The sequence below is a fragment of the Sphaerobacter thermophilus DSM 20745 genome (genome assembly GCF_000024985.1).
Classification (GTDB): Bacteria; Chloroflexota; Chloroflexia; order Thermomicrobiales; family Thermomicrobiaceae; genus Sphaerobacter; species Sphaerobacter thermophilus.
This window is the reverse complement of sequence record NC_013524.1, coordinates 539,604-556,370: the sequence shown is the minus strand read 5'-3', so window position 1 is coordinate 556,370 and position 16,767 is coordinate 539,604. Positions and strand designations below refer to the sequence as shown.

Annotated in this window: 10 protein-coding genes, 1 tRNA gene and 3 rRNA genes; 9 read left to right on the top strand and 5 right to left on the bottom strand. The window is 66.9% G+C overall.

Annotated elements, in window-relative coordinates:
* The first annotated feature begins 387 nt into the window (after window positions 1-387).
* The 4 genes from STHE_RS14625 (at window position 388) to STHE_RS14610 (ending at window position 5,630) form a co-directional block, all read left to right on the top strand.
* Window positions 388-1,895, top strand: a 16S ribosomal RNA gene (locus STHE_RS14625).
* Between the two features lie 385 nt (window positions 1,896-2,280).
* Window positions 2,281-5,256: ribosomal RNA gene (locus tag STHE_RS14620) — 23S ribosomal RNA — on the top strand.
* A gap of 120 nt (window positions 5,257-5,376) precedes the next feature.
* A 5S ribosomal RNA gene (rrf, locus tag STHE_RS14615) occupies window positions 5,377-5,496 on the top strand.
* The 16S, 23S and 5S rRNA genes sit together here with 1 tRNA gene alongside, the layout of an rRNA operon.
* 59 nt (window positions 5,497-5,555) lie before the next feature.
* Window positions 5,556-5,630, top strand: a tRNA-Met gene (locus STHE_RS14610).
* Window positions 5,631-5,699: 69 nt separating this feature from the next.
* On the opposite strand, the gene STHE_RS14605 is transcribed toward STHE_RS14610, so the two are convergent.
* Both STHE_RS14605 and STHE_RS14600 read right to left on the bottom strand, forming a co-directional pair.
* Window positions 5,700-6,509 (bottom strand): MerR family transcriptional regulator, encoded by an 810-nt coding sequence (locus tag STHE_RS14605; protein ID WP_012873361.1) that lies wholly within the window; start codon window positions 6,507-6,509, stop codon window positions 5,700-5,702.
* A 61-nt stretch (window positions 6,510-6,570) separates the two neighbouring features.
* The gene (locus STHE_RS14600) at window positions 6,571-7,878 is read right to left on the bottom strand and encodes a hypothetical protein (protein WP_041400406.1); all 1,308 of its coding nucleotides are present in this window, start codon (window positions 7,876-7,878) and stop codon (window positions 6,571-6,573) included.
* Window positions 7,879-8,144: 266 nt separating this feature from the next.
* On the opposite strand from STHE_RS14600, the gene STHE_RS14595 reads away from it, so the two are divergent.
* Complete coding sequence (locus tag STHE_RS14595) at window positions 8,145-9,254, top strand: aminopeptidase (protein ID WP_012873359.1); 1,110 nt, start codon at window positions 8,145-8,147, stop codon at window positions 9,252-9,254.
* A 176-nt stretch (window positions 9,255-9,430) separates the two neighbouring features.
* Window positions 9,431-10,018: an NUDIX domain-containing protein gene (locus STHE_RS14590; RefSeq protein ID WP_012873358.1), complete on the top strand. Its 588-nt coding sequence runs from the start codon at window positions 9,431-9,433 to the stop codon at window positions 10,016-10,018.
* Between the two features lie 129 nt (window positions 10,019-10,147).
* On the opposite strand, the gene STHE_RS14585 is transcribed toward STHE_RS14590, so the two are convergent.
* Window positions 10,148-10,885, bottom strand: coding sequence for a GNAT family N-acetyltransferase (locus STHE_RS14585; protein WP_012873357.1), 738 nt, complete (start codon window positions 10,883-10,885; stop codon window positions 10,148-10,150).
* Between the two features lie 117 nt (window positions 10,886-11,002).
* Entirely contained in the window at window positions 11,003-11,647 is a 645-nt protein-coding gene (locus STHE_RS18220) for an Ldh family oxidoreductase (protein ID WP_169308213.1), read from the bottom strand.
* A 60-nt stretch (window positions 11,648-11,707) separates the two neighbouring features.
* Here STHE_RS18220 and STHE_RS14570 point away from each other — a divergent pair, with 60 nt between their 5' ends.
* Window positions 11,708-11,920 carry an NUDIX hydrolase gene (locus STHE_RS14570; protein WP_041400400.1) on the top strand — a complete coding sequence of 71 codons (213 nt, stop codon included), beginning with the start codon at window positions 11,708-11,710 and terminating at the stop codon, window positions 11,918-11,920.
* 577 nt (window positions 11,921-12,497) lie between these two features.
* On the opposite strand, the gene STHE_RS14565 is transcribed toward STHE_RS14570, so the two are convergent.
* Window positions 12,498-13,280, bottom strand: coding sequence for a hypothetical protein (locus STHE_RS14565; protein ID WP_012873355.1), 783 nt, complete (start codon window positions 13,278-13,280; stop codon window positions 12,498-12,500).
* Between the two features lie 161 nt (window positions 13,281-13,441).
* Between STHE_RS14565 and STHE_RS14560 the strand changes: the two genes are divergently transcribed.
* Together STHE_RS14560 and STHE_RS14555 are read left to right on the top strand one after the other, a co-directional pair.
* A complete protein-coding gene (locus STHE_RS14560; protein ID WP_012873354.1) occupies window positions 13,442-14,818 on the top strand; it encodes a M20/M25/M40 family metallo-hydrolase in 1,377 nt (458 codons plus the stop codon).
* Window positions 14,819-15,077: 259 nt separating this feature from the next.
* Entirely contained in the window at window positions 15,078-16,553 is a 1,476-nt protein-coding gene (locus STHE_RS14555) for an aldehyde dehydrogenase family protein (protein ID WP_012873353.1), read from the top strand.
* Window positions 16,554-16,767 lie beyond the last annotated feature (214 nt).

The window sequence follows — 16,767 nt, the reverse complement described above, 5'->3', positions numbered from 1 at the left end:
GAGTAATATTCCCCGTGCTGGCGGGCAGCCAGCCCGGCCGCGAGGCCGGCGGGGCACAAGCCCCGGAGGAGCAATGCCCTTGACGAGGGCAACTCCGATGAGTATAATACATAGGCTCTGGGTGGACGCGGTAACGCGGCCCGGAGACTCATCAGGCGAGTGCGGGAGGTGTGGCACGTAAAGGGAGCCGAGACGCGACCAGCGCGAGGATCCTGTGCCGCCCGCCAGCCGGCGGGTTTTTCACGCCCGCATGCACCTTGACAACTGAAGTGTAGTTCGTACAGCGAGCACTCCGGCGATTCCGATGGAGGCCGTCGCTGCGAGGCGGCGGAGTGCTCCCCGGTATCGCGAATCAAGGAAACGAAACCCCATGATGGGGATCGTATCTTGATGGAGAGTTTGATCCTGGCTCAGGAACAACGCTGGCGGCGTGCCTAATGCATGCAAGTCGTACGGGAGCCGCTTTGGCGGTCGACCGTGGCGGACGGGTGAGGAACACGTGGGTAACCTGCCCCGGCGCGGGGGATAACCGCGGGAAACCGTGGCTAATACCCCATGGGCTCGGTTGGGGGTGACCTGATCGAGCAAAGGCGGAAGCCGTGCCGGGAGGGGCCTGCGGCCTATCAGCTAGACGGTGGGGTAATGGCCTACCGTGGCGATGACGGGTAGCTGGTCTGAGAGGACGATCAGCCACACGGGGACTGAGACACGGCCCCGACTCCTACGGGAGGCAGCAGCAAGGAATTTTCCGCAATGGGCGCAAGCCTGACGGAGCGACGCCGCGTGGAGGATGACGCCCTTCGGGGTGTAAACTCCTTTTCGGGGGGACGAAGGCAGTGACGGTACCCCCGGAAGAAGCACCGGCTAACTACGTGCCAGCAGCCGCGGTAAGACGTAGGGTGCGAGCGTTGTCCGGAGTTACTGGGCGTAAAGGGCGCGTAGGCGGCTGCCCGCGTCGCACGTGAAAGCCCCCGGCTCAACCGGGGAGGGTCGTGCGAGACGGGGTGGCTAGAGGCAGGGAGAGGCTGGTGGAATTCCCGGTGTAGCGGTGAAATGCGTAGAGATCGGGAGGAACACCGGTGGCGAAGGCGGCCAGCTGGCCCTGACCTGACGCTGAGGCGCGAAGGCGCGGGGAGCGAACGGGATTAGATACCCCGGTAGTCCGCGCAGTAAACGCTGTGGACTAGGTGTGGGAGGTGTTGACCCCTTCCGTGCCGGCGCTAACGCAGTAAGTCCACCGCCTGGGGAGTACGGCCGCAAGGCTAAAACTCAAAGGAATTGACGGGGGCCCGCACAAGCAGCGGAGCGTGTGGTTTAATTCGACGCAACGCGCAGAACCTTACCAGGGCTTGACATCCCCGGAACCCCTGGGAAACCGGGGGGTGCCCTTCGGGGAGCCGGGAGACAGGTGCTGCATGGCTGTCGTCAGCTCGTGTCGTGAGATGTTGGGTTAAGTCCCGCAACGAGCGCAACCCTCGTGGCTAGTTACGGTGGTGTCTAGCCAGACTGCCGGGCACAACCCGGAGGAAGGGGGGGATGACGTCAAGTCCGCATGGCCCTGACGCCCTGGGCGACACACACGCTACAATGGCCGGGACAGCGGGCGGCCAAGCGGCAACGCGGAGCCAATCCCTCAAACCCGGTCTCAGTTCGGATTGGGGGCTGCAACTCGCCCCCATGAAGGCGGAGTTGCTAGTAACCGCAGGTCAGCCATACTGCGGTGAATATGTTCCCGGGCCTTGTACACACCGCCCGTCACGTCACGAAAGCCGGCAACACCTGAAGCCGGTGGGCCAACCCGATACGGGAGGCAGCCGTCGAGGGTGGGGCTGGTGATTGGGACGAAGTCGTAACAAGGTAGCCGTAGCGGAAGCTGCGGCTGGATCACCTCCTTTCTAGGGAGTGGGGCGAGCGCAGGCTCGTCCATCCCAGGTCAACCGGCCGGGGCGCCGGGTGGGCGTAGAGCGCACCCGACCGGCGTGGTGGCGCAGGAAGGGCCCTGCCTGTGGAGGCCGCGGAGTTGCGGCGGAGGGCAGACAACCCCCTGGACAAGCCGCACGACGGATGCCCGGTCGTTAACCTGACGGAGTCGCTCGACTCGTACGAACTACACTTCAGTTGGCGAGGTGCGCCTCGCCAGCAGTCGCGACCGATGCAGTCGCATCGGTTCGTGGCACCTTAACAAGGGAGTGGAGAGGTCCGAGCATCTGCGTGGGTTGATGGCCTTTGCGTCGTGCTGGTGTCCGCCGGGAGTGGCGGGCATGGAGCGGATGCAGAGGGGAGATCCACGAGTAGGGCACATGGTGGATGCCTCGGCGCGTGGGGCCGATGAAGGACGTGGCCAGGCGGCGAAACGCCTCGGGGAGCCGCGGGCAGGCAGTGATCCGAGGGTGTCCGAATGGGGCAACCCGTCCCGGGTGATGCCGGGACACCCGTCGCTGAACGCATAGGCGGCGGGGGGGTACCGGGGGAACTGAAACATCTCAGTACCCCGAGGAGCAGAGAGCATTCCCGTAGTAGCGGCGAGCGAACCGGGAGGAGCCCAAACCCGGCCGGTGGTACAGGCTGCCGCCGATGCTGGTCGGGGGTAGGACGGCCCGGGGGGCGGGGCGGCAGACCCGCCACGGAGTGAGCAACCAGTCCCTTAGCCGAACGCTGCTGGAAGGGGCGGCCGGAGACGGTGAGAGCCCGGTAGGCGACGGGGGGCTGGCTCCGCCCGGGTGCGTGAGTACCGCGGGGCACGTGGAATCCCGTGGGAAGCGGGGTGGCCCACCACCCAAGGCTAAATACCCCACGCGACCGATAGTGGACGAGTACCGTGAGGGACAGGTGAAAAGCACCCCGGTGAGGGGAGTGAAAGAGAGCCTGAAACCGTGTGCCTCCAGACGGTCAGAGGGGGGCGTGAGCTCCCTGATGGCGTGCCTATTGGAGAATGAACCGGCGAGTGACCGTTCGTGGCCAGGCTAAGGGAGGGACACCCGGAGCCGGAGCGAAAGCGAGTCTGAAGAGGGCGCGGAGAGTCGCGGGCGGTCGACCCGAAACCCGGTGAGCTACCCATGGCCAGGCTGAAGCGCGGGTAAGAGCGCGTGGAGGGCCGCACCGACGTCTGTTGCAAAAGGCGCGGATGAGCTGTGGGTAGGGGTGACATGCCAAGCGAACCGGGAGATAGCTGGTTCTCCCCGAAATGGTTTTTGGGCCAGCCTCGCGAGGTGGCCATCGGAGGTAGAGCACTGGATCGGCGCGGGGGCTCACCGCCTACCAACCCGAACCAAACTCCGAATGCCGGTGGCGCGAACTCGCGGGAGTGAGACGGCGGGGGCTAAGCTTCGTCGTCGAGAGGGGAACAGCCCAGACCGCCGGCTAAGGTCCCCAAGTGTGGGCTCAGTGGGCAAGGAAGTGCGGGCGCGGAGACAACCAGGAGGTTGGCTTAGAAGCAGCCATCCTTGAAAGAGTGCGTAACAGCTCACTGGTCGAGTGTGCCCGGGCGCCGACAATCCACCGGGGCTAAGCCCACCACCGAAGCCGCGGGTTCGTCGTGTGGACGGACGGTAGGGGAGCGTCGTCGTCGGCGGTGAAGGTAGGCCGGGAGGTCTGCTGGAGCGGCGACGAGTGAGAATGCCGGTATGAGTAGCGCGAGGGCGGTGCGAATCCGCCCCACCGAATGCCGCAGGGTTCCGCAGCCATGCTTGTCAGCTGCGGGTGAGTCGGGCCTAAGCCGAGGGCGAGAGCCGTAGGCGATGGACAACGGGTCAACATTCCCGTACCACGGTGTCACGTGATGAGCGAAGGGGGGACGCAGGGGGGTAGGCCCAGCGTGGGGAAACCCGCGTCCAAGCGTGTAGGGTGGCCTGGGAGGCAAATCCCCCGGGCTAGACCTGAGGCGTGATGGTCAGGCGCGTTGTGCGTCGAGTGGGTTGAGCCCGAACTGCCGAGAAAAGCCTCTAGCCAGTGGCACCGTGCCCGTACCGCAAACCGACACAGGTCGGCAGGTAGAGCATACCGAGGTGGACGGGAGAACCCTCGTTAAGGAACTCGGCAAACTGGCCCCGTAACTTCGGGAGAAGGGGCGCCCCGTGTAGGGTGAAGGACCTGCGCGGTCCGGAGCCTGAGGGGGCCGCAGGGAACCGGCCCAGGCGACTGTTTACCAAAAACACAGGTCTCTGCGAAGGCGAAAGCCGACGTATAGGGGCTGATGCCTGCCCAGTGCCGGAAGGTTAACGGGAGGGGTGCGAGCCCCGAACGGAAGCCCCGGTAAACGGCGGCCGTAACTATAACGGTCCTAAGGTAGCGAAATTCCTTGTCGGGTAAGTTCCGACCCGCACGAAAGGCATAACGACCTGGGCGCTGTCTCAACGAGGGACCCGGTGAAATTGCAGGACCCGTGCAGATGCGGGTGACCCACGGCAGGACAAAAAGACCCCGTGGAGCTTTACTCCAGCTTGCCATTGTGTGTGGGCCAGGCTTGTGTAGGATAGGTGGGAGGCGGAGAACCCGGGCCGCCAGGTTCGGGGGAGCCGACGGTGAAATACCACTCTGGTCTGGTCGACGCACTCACCCCGACCCGTGAGCCGGGCGGGGGACCGTGGCTGGTGGGGAGTTTGACTGGGGCGGTCGCCTCCTAAAGGGTAACGGAGGCGTTCAAAGGTACCCTCAGGCCGGATGGCAATCGGCCGGAGCGTGCAACGGCAGCAAGGGTGCTTGACTGCGAGGCTGACCCGCCGAGCAGGGCCGAAAGGCGGACGTAGTGATCCCACGGTACCGTGTGGTAGGGCCGTGGCTTAACGGATAAAAGCTACCCCGGGGATAACAGGCTGATCGTGCCCAAGAGTTCACATCGACGGCACGGTTTGGCACCTCGATGTCGGCTCGTCGCATCCTGGGGCCGGAGGAGGTCCCAAGGGTTGGGCTGTTCGCCCATGAAAGCGGTACGCGAGCTGGGTTCAGAACGTCGTGAGACAGTTCGGTCTCTATCCGCCGTGGGCGTCAGAAGGTTGCGGGGGGCTGGCCCTAGTACGAGAGGACCGGGCTGGACGCACCGCTGGTGTGCCAGTTGTCGGGCAACCGGCATTGCTGGGTAGCCACGTGCGGCAGGGATAACCGCTGACAGCATCTAAGTGGGAAGCCCGCCCCAAGATGAGCCTTCTCACCCCGGAAGGGGGTAAGACCCCGGGTAGACCACCCGGTTGCGAGGCGGCACGTGGACGGCCGGTAACGGACCGGAGCGAAGCCGTGCTCATGGTCGAGGGTGGATCCCGCTCTGGGTTCGTGGTCCGCCGCGGGTGGACACCGGCATGACCCAGAGGGCATCGCCGAGCAGGTGCTTGGACCGAGAACGGGACCGCGCGGTGAGCGGTCGTGGCTGGGGGGGTCGGGTGTGCGCGTGGCCGAGAGCGGCGCCGATTCCACCCCGTCCCATCCCGAACCGGGTCGTGCCCGGCGCCAGCGCCGGAGAGTACTGCGCGGGCGACCGCGTGGGAGGCGAGGCCGCTGCGCGCACGCCCGACCTCCGCAGCCGGGGGCCGCACCGCGGGATCTCGTTCGTCCACTTCCTGCAGCGCGGGGTGGAGCAGTGGCAGCTCGTTGGGCTCATAACCCAAAGGTCGCGGGTTCGAATCCCGCCCCCGCTACCACAATACGAAACCGCCTGGGACACTGTCCCAGGCGGTTTCTTTATGCCCTGAGCCGGGGATCAGCAGGGACTAGCCCTGCTGGCGCTCCCGGTAGATCGCCTTGGCGCGCTCCAGGAACTCCTGCTCCTCGGGGGTCAGCGGGTCCGCGAAGGGGCGCTGATCCGCCGGCAGGCTGTGGTAGGTCTCCCACCACCGCTGTAGTCCCGCAGCGATCTCGGGATCGCCACCCGTGAACTCCTCGATCAGGGCGATCGACTCCCGGGCCAGGGCCTGCGCCTCATCGCTGCCGGGATCGCCGCCTTCGGCAACGAGGCGCCGCACGCCGGCGTAGAGGGCGTTGTAGCGCTCGTCGATGCGGCGCTGGTCCTCCTCGGTCCATGGTCCACGGGCCTGGAGACGCTGGAGCGCCTCCTCCGAGTAGGACTTCTTGCTCAGCTCCTGCATGGCCCGGAGCTGCTCATCGGTGAAGTACTTCTTCGGCCACTCTTTGTTCTGGCTCATCTGCATTGCCTGGATCACTTCTACTAACGATTCCCACTCGCACCGGTCCTCCTCCAGCAGCCGATCGATGGCCTTGATGATGGTATCGAGGTGCGCGCGCCGCTCACGCAGCATGGCGCCCTGCTGCGCCAGGGCCTCGCGCAGGCTCCTGGGCGATGCGCCCAGGAACGCCTTGATCTCCTCGAGCGAGAAGCCCAGATACTTCAACGCCAGGATCTGCTGCAGCCGCACGAGATCCGTCTCGCTATAGAGCCGGTACCCCGATGGGGTCCGTACCGAGGGCGAGAGCAGACCCACCTTGTCGTAGAACCGCAACGTGCGGACCGACACGGAGGTCATGCGTGCGAGCTCACCGGTGCGAACCAGATGGTGACCCAAGCTCGCCTCCTTTCCGCAAAGGAGGGTACAGGGTGACGTTACGTCAGAGTCAAGACCCTGTCTAGTCGTTCGAGGAGGCTGGGGCGTCCGTCTGACAGAGCCGCTCCCCGCTGCCCGCGTCGAGGTAGACGAGCAGGCGTGCTGCCTGGCCGCTCGGGTGCGTGCCCTCGATCGTCACCAGCCAGACACCCTCCGGCTGCCCCGGGAACTCCCGGCACGAGCCGGGAACGGCCAGGCGCGCTTCACGCTCCGGCACCAGCGTCGTGTTGGTGACGACCGCATCGTGCAGCCCGCTCACGATCACGGCACGCTCCGCGGCCGTGGCTTCCCCGATGAACGGCCCCGGACCCAACTCGTCGCGCGCGGTCAGCGTGGGGTCCAGCGGGTCGGCGAGGTCGACCGGCTCCGCGAAACGCACGCTCGCGGCCATCGCCGAGAAGACGGTGAGCAAGGCCGGGTTGAGCGCGGCGCCGTCGGTGAAGTGGGCGGCGACGACGACGGTGTTGCCCCGATAGTTGGCGACGAGGCGCACCTCCCGGACATTGCCTTCAGGCCTGGCCGGTCCGACGACATCGACGAGCCGGGCACGCGCCGGGCCGAGGAGGGCGGGCGCGTGCCGTGCGCCGCGAAGCACGTCCGGCAGCGGCCCGTCGATGCCGGCATCGGTCTGCCCGGGCGTCACTGCCAGCCGCATGGTCGCATCGGCGCTGGGTGGTTGGAAGCGCACCTCGACGATCGCCCCCTGGTTCCGGGCCTCTTCAACAGTCCACCCGTCCGGGTACCGGATGCCGAGGCCCAGCCCGGCGTCGGACCACTCAGGCCAGTCGGTCGTCTCCGGCAACTCCGCCACGGGCATCACCCGAACACCGGTGACCGGCTCCACCAGCTCGTCGAGGACGAACAACCGATCGGCGCCGGGGCATCCGGCATAGTCGGGATCGAAGAAGTGCCCACGCAGCCGAGCGCGCGACGGGATATCGATGATGCCGAGCGAGTAGGGGACCACCAACCGCAGCGCAGGAATGGCGGCCGGCACCTCGTTGGGGAGCATTACCCCGGCGACGGAGAACTCGCGCGGGAACGGCCGGTCGGTCAGCACGGCCAGCCCCTCCGGCGCGACCGGGCAGCCGGCCTGCGCGGCGACGACCCCGGCGCTGCCCGGCGCGGCGTTGACATACGCCACCAGATCGACCAGCCCGTTGGCGAGCCGATCCCGATCCGTCTCCAGCGCGGCGACGGCGGCCTCTACCGACAGCGCATCCCCGACCTCAACGGCGGGCGACGCGGTCGGGTCTTCGGACGTGGACGTGAGCCGCCCGAACCCGCCGCAGGCCGTGATCGTGAGCGCGACCACGAGCCAGGCGAGCACAGAGCGGTACAGACGATGGCTCAGTGCGGTAACCTCCCCGGTTTCGGACCCGCGGCTGGGTAGCAGACTTCGGTTGGCGGCGGGGTCCAGCGGATTATAGACAATCCGGGGCACGCGGCGCAGCGTGCGGCGCCCTATTCTTGCGTCACCCGAGATACCGAACGATGCCTGCCGCCGTGGGTTGCGAACCTGACGCGGTTGCGGGCCGGGCCGCGATCTGCGTGAATGGGGGCGGTGAGCCGACGGGACCACGGAAGGGGGTACCGGTGGACGGGACTCGAATCGAGCGCCTGGCGCGCGTGCTGACCGAGTACTCACTGGAGTTGCAGCCGGAGGAGCGCGTGGTCATGATCGGGAGCCCGCTGGCGGCGCCGCTGCTCCTGGCTGCCTACCAGCACGCGCTGCGGCTCGGGGCGTTCCCCATCCTCGACGTCCATCTGCCCGAGGCACAGGAGATCCTGCTGCGGGAGGGGAACGATGCGCAGCTCCAGGCGATCTCGCCACTGGAGGCATTCGCCAGCCTCGAGGCCGACGCCCGGCTCTCGGTGATCGCGCCGGAGAACACGCGGATGCTGGCGGGGATCGACCCGGCGCGGCAACAGGTCTTCTCCCGTGCCCGCGCCAGCCTCCGCGAGCGCCACCTGGAGCGTGCCGCTCAGGGGGAACTGAAATGGTGCGGGACGCTCTTCCCGACCGCCGCCCTGGCTCAGGAAGCCGACATGTCACTCCGGGACTACACGGAGTTTGTCGTCCGCGCCGGGTTCCTCGACGACCCAGACCCGGTGGCCCGCTGGCGCGACCTGGCAGCATACCAGCAGCGGCTGATCGACTGGCTCACGCCGCGGCACGAGGTCCATGTCGTCGGCCCGGACACCGACCTGCGGCTGCGCATCTCCGGCCGGACCTGGATCAACTCCGACGGCCACCGCAACTTCCCGAGCGGCGAGATCTTCGTCGGACCGGTCGAGGACTCGGTGGAGGGGCACATCCGCTTCACCCACGCCACGATCGTGCAAGGGCGCGAGGTGGAGGACGTGCGCCTCTGGTTCGAGCGTGGCCGGGTGGTCAAGGCCACCGCGGCGAAGAACCAGGACTTCCTCGAAGCGATGCTCAACACCGATGAGGGGGCGCGCTACCTGGGCGAGTTCGCCTTCGGCACCAACCGGGCGATCGACCGCTTCACCCGCAACATCCTCTTCGACGAGAAGATCGGCGGGACGATCCACATGGCGCTCGGCGCGGGGTACCCTGACAGCGGCTCGCGCAACCAGAGCGCGATCCACTGGGACCTGATCTGTGACCTGCGCCAGGGCGGGCAGGTGACGGTCGACGGCGAGGTGTTCCTGAAGGACGGCGAGTACGTGGTGCAAGGGTGAGGGTGTGAGGCGAGATGCGTCACACGTCATGCGTCATGCGTCATACGTCCCCCTCACCCCCGGCCCCTCTCCCCTTGTGGGAGAGGGGAGTAGGACCGAACACGGAACACGCAACACGTACGACGCAGTACGCAATACGCAGTACGGGTGACGCATGACGGTTGACGAAACGGGCTATGACTGAGACGACCGACAAGCCGGTAGCGCGGGGGCTGGGCTGGCGGACGGTGGCGACGCGCCGGCCCTTTACGACGCCGTGGATTCGCCTGCGCCAGGATGACATCGCCATCGGCGATGAGCAGATCACCTACACGTACCTGGACCAGCCGCCGGGCGTGTTCGTGGTGCCGGTCACGGGAGACAGGCGGGTGGTGCTGATTCGCCAATACCGCTACCCGGTGGACGCCTGGTGCCTGGAGGTTCCGGCGGGAGGGACGCACGACCGGCCGGGGGTGCCGCTGGCGGACCTGGCGCGAGAGGAACTCCTGGAGGAGGTCGGTGGCACCTGTGCCACGATCGAGCGGATCGGCTCGTTCCACCCGAGCGTGACGCACAGCGCTCAGGAATGCCACGTGTTCCTGGCACTCGGAGTGGAGCTCGGCCATACGCCACGGCACGAGGCGACGGAGCGGATCGAGATCCTGCCCGTGCCGGTAGGGGAGGCCCTGCACCTGGCCCGCACCGGCCGCATCGCCGACGGCCAGAGCGCGCTGGCGCTGCTGCTGTGTGAAGAGCGGCTGCGGCAGCGAGGCTACCTCGACTAATCCGCGAGGTATGCCATCGGCGTGGCAGCGACCACGCCGGTGTGACGCTGTAGCAGCTCATCCGGGATGGCAGGGCTATCCCACCCGACGGTAGCGGACATAACGTAATTGAAGGGGACTCGGCAGCCCTTAGCGGGGGTGGCCCTCGCGCAGTGCCCGGTTCATGGCGCCGAGCGACTGGATCTGCCGGCCGTCCGCATCAAAATTCTCCGGTGCCAGCCAGGCCTCGAAGTTCGCCCGGATCGGGGACCACTCCTCGGCGAGGATCGAGAACCAGGCGGTGTCACGGTTCCGCCCCTTGACGATCACGTGCCGATAGAAGGTCCCTTCATAGGCGAAGCCGAGTCGGACGGCTGCCCGGCGTGACGGCTCATTGAGCGCGTTACATTTCCACTCCACCCGGCGATAGCCGAGATCGTCGATCGCATGGCGGATCAAGAGGTAGAGTGCCTCGGTCGCCTCCCGGCTCCGCTGTAGCGAGGGTGCCAGCCAGATGTGGCCGATCTCGATGACCCCGTCGCTGGGGCGAATGTTCAGATAGCTGGCCATCCCCGCGGCTTTGCCGGTCCGCCCGTCGCGAATCGCGAAGAAGGTCGGATCGGCCGTTGCCGAGCAGGTTCGTAGCCAGGCACGGAACGTGTCGAAGCTGGGAAACGGGCCATACGGCAGGTAATCCCAGATCCGATCGGTCACGTCCTTCGGTCCGTCGTGCGACGCGTCCCACAACTCCTGAGCGTGGTCGATCGGATGCAATGGCTCGACCCGTGCGTAGCGCCCGTCAAGCGGAATCCGCGCCGGGTAGAGCCCTGGTGGAAGTGGGTCGACTACGTCGCCCGATAGCCGGCGCTCCCCGAGTGTCTCGCTCACAAATCGTCCTTTCCGATACGATGCACACGATGACCCCCACCGAAGCCACCCGCATCGTAGCCGACGGAGCCTGAGGAGCGGAAGGCCGATGAGGCGCTCGTGACGGGGCGACGGACGTCACTCCACGCGGTGTTCCGGCAGCTCCACCGCGAACTGAGCTGCTAGCTGCTCTAGTTCCCGCCAGACGAGCTCCGGGACCGGGATCCCGGTCCGATGACGCTCGCTCCGGGCCTGTGCCTCAGGCTCACCCGGGATGAGGACGCGTTCGACGCCGGGGACCGGTGTCACCCGCGTGGCGGCATCGAGGACGGCTCCCGCCCGTTCCGCGAAATGTGCAGTGTTGCCAAAGGCCGCCGGATCAAGCACAAGCACCAACACACCACTGATGTTCGGATTGGCAGGGGCATCGGGGTCTTGTGCACCGTCCGCGCTCATCGCCAAACCGCCGAGGAGCGCCGCTGCTAGCGCAAATCCATATCCCTTGTGTCCCGCGACGGATCCACCCAGCGGCAGGAGCATCCCACCGTCGTACAGATCACCGGGCACATCGCTTGGCGCGCCATGCCGATCGAGAATACACCCAGGCGGTAGGGGCAGCCCCTTCGCCTGGGCCTGGCGCACTTTGCCCTCGGCGATCGTCGACGTGGCGGCGTCGTAGACCATGGGAAGTCGCCCAGCAGCGGGGACGCCGATCGCCCAGGGGTGCGATACGTAATACTGGGCGTGCCATTCGCGCTGGATGCCATGTCGTCCTCCTAGCACGATAGCTACAGCGACGCTAAGGGTACGGTATGTGGATAGGTTTCATTCTAGCACTAGCAGATGACCGCTGGGCTTCGATCCGCAGAGAGCGCCGCGTTCACGACCGACTACGCAGTACCGGGGCGACGATCCGGCGGAGCTCTCCAAACGGAGCGGATCGAGATCCTGCCCGTGCCGGTAGGGGAGGCCCTGCACCTGGCCCGCACCGGCCGCATCGCCGACGGCCAGAGCGTACTGGCGCTGCTGCTGTGTGAGCAGCGGTTGCGGGGGTAGGGGTGTCTGGGGTGAGCTGGCTATCGAGGTAGACATAAAGGGGTTAGCCGGATGAAGAGGGCAGGGCAGGAATGGATTGAAGTGCATCGGCGGCGTAGGCGGATGTCCGGGGCGGGCACGAGCCGGGGGCTGATGCGGGCTGTGGTGGTGGCGAGCCGGGTTTGGACTATTGGCTGTTGCCGTCGGCTTTTACGGCGGGTGGTGTGAGGGTTCCAGCGGCGCGGCGCGTGCCCGGGGGTAAACCCCTGGGCTGACACGGCGAAGCCCACTGAAGGGGCTGAGGACGCCGTGCCCGATGGGAGGCTGAATCGGATACGCCGGGATGTTGAGTATCACAGCCCCTTTAGTGGGCTTACCCTAGTCAAGTCAGCCCGGGGGTTCACCCCCGGGCACCAACGGGATGGTCGGCACCGTTTCGCCTGGGTGTCGGCCCGGCGGCTTCAGCCCCGGGCGCCAGCCGCGGCACTGGGGATCCTTTCGCCAGACATCGCACCGGTCCTGCCCGACATGAGGGGAAGGACATTATTGCGGATAACCTTCCTTATCCGCAAGGACTCCGGGGCTGCTCCGATGCCTTTCATTCCCCTTCGCGGGCTGCCGTGAGCATGAGGGGTCTGCTAACGCCGTGGACAAAGGCGATATGGGCCAGGAAGGCGGCTAGCCAGCCGAGGGCGTCGAGCGACCACTCAGCGAGCGTGCCGTAGAACGTGACCAGATGCTGCTCCGTCTCGCGCCACAGGCCGACGGGTGTGTTGGGCAGCAACACGGCGTCGTCCTCGGCCAGGGAGAACGAGTCGCAGCGGTAGACGTCTTGATAGGACGATTGGATCCGCTGGAGCATCTCGGGCGCCGCCGCTTGGATGGATGGATCCTCGCCGCCGTCGAGCGTGACCCGGATCGCTGAGCGCTGCCGCGGGTCGCCGTCCGCGAACCAGTCGGGCTCGAGGCCCGACACTGACGGGATACCAGATGACGGCGCTGAGAAGCTCCATTCGGGCAGCAGGATGCGGACCGCTTCAAGACGCAGGGTGCCGATGCGCCCAATGACGTCATCAATGCAGACGAGGAACGGGTGCACCGGCAACGGACGGTCCTTGGGGATCGGTTCTGTCAACCCAACTTGGAACCAGGCGACGCGTGGCGGCTGAGACTCGGAGTCGAGTTCGAACGCGGCGTCGTTCATGCCCCAGAAGCCGGGATTCTCGAGCCAGCCCATCGCACTGGAGCGCTTGTAGAACAGGCTGTAGGCGTCTTCGGACGCCGTGGCCGGATCCCACCACGGGTGCAGCTCCAGCTCTCCGTGCAGTGCTGCGTACATGGTGCGGGTAGGCCCGATGCCGGGGTACGGCGCCCCGCTCACGAAGCGCTCCTTTCGTCACGGGCAGCCAGACACGTTTACACAGAATTATGGCTGCCGTCCAACCCAACGCAACGGCTTGCCGAAGCCGGGATGGCCGGGTACCGTGGCGGGGGCGCCGAGAACGGGCGGCGCACCGGGACTGGTGAGGCGGAGGGAATGTTATGTCACTTAGCGAGCAAGTCCGCGCGAGCATCGAGGCGCACAAGCCGGCACTGATCGAGACGCTCTTCCGGCTGCTCCGGCAGCCGTCGGTCAGCGCCCAGGGTCTGGGAGTGGCCGAGTGTGCCGAGGTGCTGCGCGACATTATGGAGGAGCACGGCATCGCGGCGCGGGTGATCCCCACTGCCGGCCATCCGGTGGTCTACGGCGAGTATCCGGTCGAGGGAGCTACCAACACCCTGCTGGTCTACGGGCACTACGATGTGCAGCCGCCGGAGCCGTACGAGGCCTGGATCTCACCGCCGTTCGAGCCGGAGATCCGCGACGGCCGGATCTACGCCCGGGGCACGGGCGACAACAAAGGCCAGTTGCTCACCCACGTGCTGGCGGTCAAGCTCCTCGCGGACCTGGGGCTGATGCCGAAGGTCAACCTCAAGTTCATCTTCGAGGGCGAGGAAGAGAGCCTCAGCCCCAGCTTGCCGGCGTTCCTGCGGGAGCATGCCGACTTGCTCCGCGCGGACGCGTTCTACGCGGCCGACGGGCCGATGCACCCCTCGGGGCGACCGGTGGTCTTTTTCGGCGTGCGAGGCGTGGTCGGCATCGAACTCGTCGCCCGCGGGGCCAATCGCGACCTGCACTCGGGCGAGTTCGGCGGGCCGGTGCCCAACCCGGCCTGGACGCTGGTCGAGCTGCTGCACACGATGCGCCTCCCCGACGAGCGGGTGGCGATCGAGGGATTCTATGACCGCGTGGTGCCTCCGACCCCCTACGAGCGGGAGCTGCTGGAGCGCATTCCGTTCGATCCCGAGGAGGTGAAGCGGGATCTGGGCATCAGCGCCTTCGCCGGTCCGCCCGACCTGTCGTGGTACGAGCAGTTGATGTTCCAGCCGACCCTGACGATCAGCGGTATGGCGTGCGGCTACACCGGCCCGGGCGTCAAGGGCGTGCTGCCGTCGGAGGCCGTGGTACGCCTGGAGGCGCGGCTGGTCGCCGATCAGGACCCCGACGACATCTTCGCCAAGGTCGCCCGGCACGTGCGCCGCTATGCCCCTGACGTCGAGGTCCGCCTCCTCTCCCGCTCCGCGCCGCAGAAGACGTCGCCGGAGTTGCCGGTGTCGCAGGCCATCGTGGCAGCGATCGCGGATGCCTACGGGGTTGAGCCGGTGGTCAAGCCGGTGCTGGGCGCATCCGCCCCGAGCTATCTCTTCGCCGAGACGCTGGGGCTGCCGGTGATCTGGGCCACCTACGCGAACTACGACGAGAACAACCACTCGCCGAACGAGAACATCACGGTCGAGTGCTTCCTGAACGGCATCGTCGCCAGTGCGCTGGTCTTCGACCGCGTGGCGAAGCTCGACCCGGCACAGCTCCGGTCCTAGGGGTTGCCACCCGGTGCCCTCCCCTGCCTGGCCGGTGTGCGCGCCGAATGTTCTGTCAGGTTGTCCGCGCTCGCATGGGGTGGGTTTCAAGCCCACCCCTCCCCCAGGCGGGTCGGGCGCGAAGCGTCGGGCGACCGCACCGGGCAGGCTGCTTGCCCGGCATCGTGCCCTATGCTATCGGTAGCGCGGAGGCAAGCATGGCACGTCCGGCCGCGAGCGGCCGGGATGCGTTCCCCGGTGCAGCGAAGGAGACACGAGCATGAGCGCGCAGGTGAGCGAGACCCGCTATCGAAATTATATCGGCGGTGAGTGGGTGATGCCCAGCGGGGCGGAACTCCGGCCGAACCAGAATCCGGCCGATACCCGCGAGGTGCTGGGTGAGTTCCCACGCTCCAGCGAGGAGGACGTCGCGCGGGCCGTCGAGGCGGCCGCGGAGGCGTTGCCCGGCTGGCGGCGGACCTCCGGTCCCCAGCGCAGCGCCATCCTGACCAAAGCGGCGGAGATCCTGGAGCGGCGCGCCCAGGAGATCGGCGAGGTGCTGACCCGCGAGGAGGGGAAGACCATCGGCGAGGGCGTGGGCGAGGTACTGCGCGGCGTGCAGATCCTCCGCTTCTACGCCGGGGAGCCGCTGCGGCCAATCGGGGAGAACTACGCCAGTGCGAACCCCGACACGTTCCTCTACACTGAGCGGGTCCCGGTGGGCGTCGTCGGGGTCATTACCCCCTGGAACTTCCCGGTGGCGATCCCGATCTGGAAGCTGGCCCCCTGCCTGGCTTACGGCAACACGGCGGTGTTCAAGCCGGCCGAGTTGACACCGCTCACGGCCCACCTGATCACCGAGGTCTTCGCCGAGGCGGGGCTGCCACCCGGCGTGCTCAACCTGGTGCACGGCCCAGGCCAGGTGGTCGGTGAGGCCCTCGCCCGTCACCCGAAGGTGAACGCGATTACCTTCACCGGCTCCAACGCTGTTGGTCGGCACCTGTACCAGATCGCGAGCGCCCGCGGCGCCAAGGTGCAGCTCGAACTGGGCGGGAAGAACCCGGTGGTCATCGCCGAGGACGCCGACCTGGCGCAGGCGGTCGAGATCGTCACCTCCGGCGCCATGCGCTCGACCGGGCAGAAGTGCACCGCCACCAGCCGGGTGATCGTAGCCGAGCCGCTGCTGAAGGAGTTCACCGAGGCGCTGGTGGAACGCGCCAAGTCGATCACGGTCGGTCCCGGGATCGACCCGGCGACGTACATGGGTCCGCTGGTCTCCGAGGAGCGGCGGGAGTCGGTGCTGCGCTACATCGAGATTGGCAAGCAGGAGGGGGCGAAGCTCCTGACCGGCGGTGAGCCGCTGACCGGGCCTGAGCACAAGCATGGTTTCTTCGTTGCGCCCACGGTCTTTGCCGACGTCGAACCCACCATGCGCATCGCCCAGGAGGAGATCTTCGGCCCGGTGGTCGGCGTGATCCGTGCCCGATCGCTGGACGAGGCCATCGAGATCGCCAACGGTGTCGACTTCGGGCTGAGCGCCTCGATCATCACGCGCGACATCCGCAAGGCGTTCCACTTTATCCGCTCGGTCGAGGCGGGCATCGTGCATGTGAACTCTGAGACCGCCGGGGCCGAGCCGCACGTGCCGTTCGGCGGCATGAAGGGGTCCAGCTCCTACTCGCGCGAGCAAGGCCGCGCCGCCATGGAGTTCTTCACCCAGACGAAGACGGTGTATTTGGATCTGCCGCCGGCGTAGGTCTGAGCACGCGTCGAACGGCTTAAGCCGCGCCTGTCGACCCTGGCAGGCGCGGCTTTCGTTACTGGAACCCTGACGTATTGGTATCTTATCCACGCAGTTTATCATCTTGTCACGCATGTACGTACGCCCATTCAACTACATTGACATCATGCGCAGGGGGATTGGATACTTCGATTGCGCAGTGAGCAATACGCTCGCAATTCGGCGCGGA